Consider the following 3414-nt stretch of genomic DNA (forward strand, 5'->3'; position numbering starts at 1 on the left):
AATCTGGATTTGGGGGAGGAAGTAGCGCCCTCAGAAGTCCGCAGGCTTGAACAACAGGAGGGCTACGCTGTACAGGATGCCCTGGAGACCTATTTCGGCCGGGGTAAAAAGAAAAAAAAGTTTACCGTGAGTTTTCAAAACAGCGAAGACACAAACGCCCTTTTGGCTAAAAATGAAATATCATTTCAGAATATCGACCGGTATACCATACGGGAACTCTCAGAAGTTTTGGGTGTTGACGGAATTGTCAGTGGTAACCTGGATGTAAATATCCTGCTCTCCAATGGGGTGCCCACTGAATTGAGCTTTCTGGATTACATTATAGGAGATGCTGACTACGGGCGGATTGGCATTAAAATTAGCGATGGGGACTCGGGGAAATTACTCTGGAAATACGAACAGGAGATCAACCGAAAATCCGGAAAAAACACAGATGACCTTATCGATAAAATGATGAAAAAGGCGGCCCGGAAATTTCCCTATGACAAAGAAAACCTAAGGAAGGGCTAGGACTTAAAGCGTCGGCGAAAATTCCAGGAATGACGCTTAAAACGGTTTAAGAATTAAATACAGGTCTTTCAGTGTCGCTCCTTGTCAGGAATTCGCAAATTCTTCTAAAACATCTACCGTATAATCCACTTCTTCAAGGGTATTGTAATGGGAAAACGAAAACCGGAGTGAAGGTTGCTTTAAAGCCTCAGGACTCAGGATTTCATTGAGGACATGCGAACCGGCGTCACTCCCGGACTGACAAGCACTTCCCTTGGAGCAAGCAACACCTTTCAAATCCAGGTGGAAAAGCAAGAGCTGGCTTTTGGCAGGGTCAAAAGGAAGGCGCACATTCACAAGGGTATAGGTGCTTCGGAGCATGTCTCCGGATAACCCATTAAACACAACCCCCGGGAGCGCCTCGGTAATCCTTTTTATAAAATGAGACTTCAACCCTGAGACGTATTTCCGCTCCGCCTCCAAATGCTCATAGGCTTTCTCAAAAGCGGTTTTCAAGCCCATAATATTGTGATAGGGTTCCGTACCCGCCCGGAATCCCCGTTCCTGAGCACCTCCTACAATCAGGGGTTTGAGACCGCTATTCTTGCGGACGTAGGCAAAACCAATACCTTTTGGACCGTGGAATTTATGGGCTGCGGCGGTCAAAAAATCAACCGGGATCTGCTCCAAATCCCATGGGAAGTGCCCGATGGACTGCACTGTGTCTGAATGAAACAAGGCGTTGTACTGTCGGCATAGGGCACCGACGGCTTCTAAATCCAACAGGTTTCCAATCTCGTTATTCACGTGCATCAAGCTCACTAGTTTGGAGGAGTCATCAGAAGCCAAAACTTCTTCCAGAGCCCCAAGATCGGGGTTCCCATCCGCATCCAGGGGGATGTACTTCAGGGAAACGTCGTACTCTTCAGCCAGTGCTTCGGCCGTGTGTAACACCGCGTGATGTTCGATTTTAGACGTAATCAGGGTTTTTACCCCCCGATCCCGCACAGCACATCTGAGAATCATATTATCCGCTTCGGTACCCCCGGATGTAAAAACAATTTCTCCCGGTTGTGCATTCAACTGGGCCGCAATGCCTTTTCGGGCTTGTTCAATACCTGTTTTTGCCGCCCTTCCAAAGGCATGTGATGACGAAGGATTTCCAAAGCATTCACAAAGGGCCTCGTGCATGTTGGTAATGACTTCCTCCCGCAAGGGGGTCGTAGCCGCGTTATCTAGATATACGTGTTTCATAAGCAGGAACAATAGCCTCAAAAATAACCGTTTCAATGGAAAAAGAACTAAAATCCACCAAATGATTAGTGGATAACCCTGCCTTTCTCTTAACTTTGGCCTCGTGAGAAAAGGCATCCTTATTCTTGTATTCCTAGGCCTTATCGGGTGTTCTGATGGTGAACTTCAGATCGAGACCATAGATTTTGACGAGGTGGCGTTAGACTTTTGCGGTTCGGCGACAACCCAAACCGAATTATTTTTTAAGTTAAACGAATTTGACGCACTAATCCTGAATCTCGATAATGGGCTTATCCGAAATGAACCTTCCAATGATACCCTTAGAAGTGCCATTCCCGGAGGGTCCCAGGTTCGGTATCGCCTCTTTGACGATGCCGTGAGCTCATCTTATTTCTGTGACGCAGTTCCCCCGGTTACCCCGGGTGTGCTTGAGGAAATTCCAGGACAGGCAGGTGAAGTCCTTATCTTTACTACCCAAAGCGAAACGGATACCACAGAATTCGAGCACGTCATCCGACTGAAAAATGTTTCCTTTGTCAACGATGCCGGGGAACGACTTACGAATATTTCGGTGGATGAGTTTGGAAGTTTTGTGACCTCCGCAAACTAGCGGAAGCCCAACTGTGTTACATATACCTCAGTAGCCCCCATACCGTATTTTCTGGGATCCGCATCGTTTACTTCAAGTCCTTCATACCTGCGGAACAACGTCCGAAGTTCCTGCTTCAGTACACCCTGCCCCACTCCGTGAATAAAAACAATTCGCTGTATCCTCTTGCGCAGCGCAAACTCCAACTGCCCCCGTGCAGCGTCCAGTTGATAGTTTAAAATATCGATGGTGTTTAACCCGCGAACGGAAGGTACGAGCTTTTCAATATGTAGGTCAACCTCCATAGGCGGTACGTATTTCTGTCTGCGCCCGGGCTTTTTCCCTCCTGAGGGTTTTGTATCTGATTCTTTTAAAACGGCACTGAAATCACTATTCCCAAGAAAAGTGGATTCATCTGAGGGCAGAAGTACGAGATTGCCCTGTTCTGCTTCCAGCACAAAACCCTCTGGTGTCCTGAACTTCACATTCTCCGCGGTCACCGAAACTACGATTCCCGAGGTGAGTTCATCCATCAACTGCACCCTGTCTCCCGCCTTAAATCGACTCATCACTACTGTTATCAGAATGCGCCCTGAGCGCGTCCCCGGTTCTCAGGGAAATTCGGTAAACCCCCGCCATTAAAAGTATAAAACCCGACCCGAGACCAATCTCAGGATATTCCAGAAAGGAGGCTGTAAACAGGAGAAGTGCCCCTGCGAAAACCATGGTGTAATTAATCCCCTTTTTTATTTTCATTGCTTAAAAATAATAGTATTTTTCGGGAAACGAACCGAGTTTTCAATACATGTATCACCCTATTTTACTTTTATTGCTTCCGGAGCGCTACATGCTGCCCTGTATCAGCAAACAGGTATTTGGGATCGATTGTCCGGGCTGTGGCCTTCAACGGTCCATAGTATTGCTTCTCAAAGGCGACCTGGTCGCTTCTTTTCAGATGTACCCTGCCCTGTTTCCTATGATGGCCCTTTTTGGATTCCTGGCGCTCAACCGGTTTGTTTTCTTCAAAAAAGCAAATACGATCACGATAGGGCTGGCCGGACTTACTGTCTTCAGTATACTCG

The 3414-nt window shown here is 47.3% G+C and carries 6 protein-coding genes; 3 read left to right on the forward strand and 3 right to left on the reverse strand.

Features of this window, described 5'->3' with window-relative positions; translation table 11 throughout:
* The coding region (locus WBV75_RS09800; protein WP_424120439.1) for a hypothetical protein at positions 1–510 on the forward strand (510 nt) is incomplete at its 5' end.
* Positions 511–594: 84 nt separating this feature from the next.
* On the opposite strand, the gene WBV75_RS09805 is transcribed toward WBV75_RS09800, so the two are convergent.
* Positions 595–1743, reverse strand: coding sequence for a cysteine desulfurase family protein (locus WBV75_RS09805; protein ID WP_424120440.1), 1149 nt, complete (start codon positions 1741–1743; stop codon positions 595–597).
* A 103-nt stretch (positions 1744–1846) separates the two neighbouring features.
* Here WBV75_RS09805 and WBV75_RS09810 point away from each other — a divergent pair, with 103 nt between their 5' ends.
* The gene (locus tag WBV75_RS09810) at positions 1847–2353 is read left to right on the forward strand and encodes a hypothetical protein (RefSeq protein WP_424120441.1); all 507 of its coding nucleotides are present in this window, start codon (positions 1847–1849) and stop codon (positions 2351–2353) included.
* Here WBV75_RS09810 and WBV75_RS09815 read toward each other — a convergent pair.
* Positions 2350–2901, reverse strand: coding sequence for a Smr/MutS family protein (locus WBV75_RS09815; RefSeq protein ID WP_424120442.1), 552 nt, complete (start codon positions 2899–2901; stop codon positions 2350–2352). The two genes, WBV75_RS09810 and WBV75_RS09815, sit on opposite strands and share 4 nt — an antisense overlap.
* Complete coding sequence (locus WBV75_RS09820) at positions 2888–3088, reverse strand: hypothetical protein (protein WP_424120443.1); 201 nt, start codon at positions 3086–3088, stop codon at positions 2888–2890. Before WBV75_RS09820 ends, WBV75_RS09815 begins: the two co-directional genes overlap by 14 nt.
* Before the next feature lie 49 nt (positions 3089–3137).
* Between WBV75_RS09820 and WBV75_RS09825 the strand changes: the two genes are divergently transcribed.
* The coding region (locus WBV75_RS09825) for a DUF2752 domain-containing protein (RefSeq protein WP_424120444.1) at positions 3138–3414 on the forward strand (277 nt) is incomplete at its 3' end.

The organism is Robiginitalea sp. (assembly GCF_049588695.1).
Taxonomy (GTDB): domain Bacteria; phylum Bacteroidota; class Bacteroidia; order Flavobacteriales; family Flavobacteriaceae; genus Robiginitalea.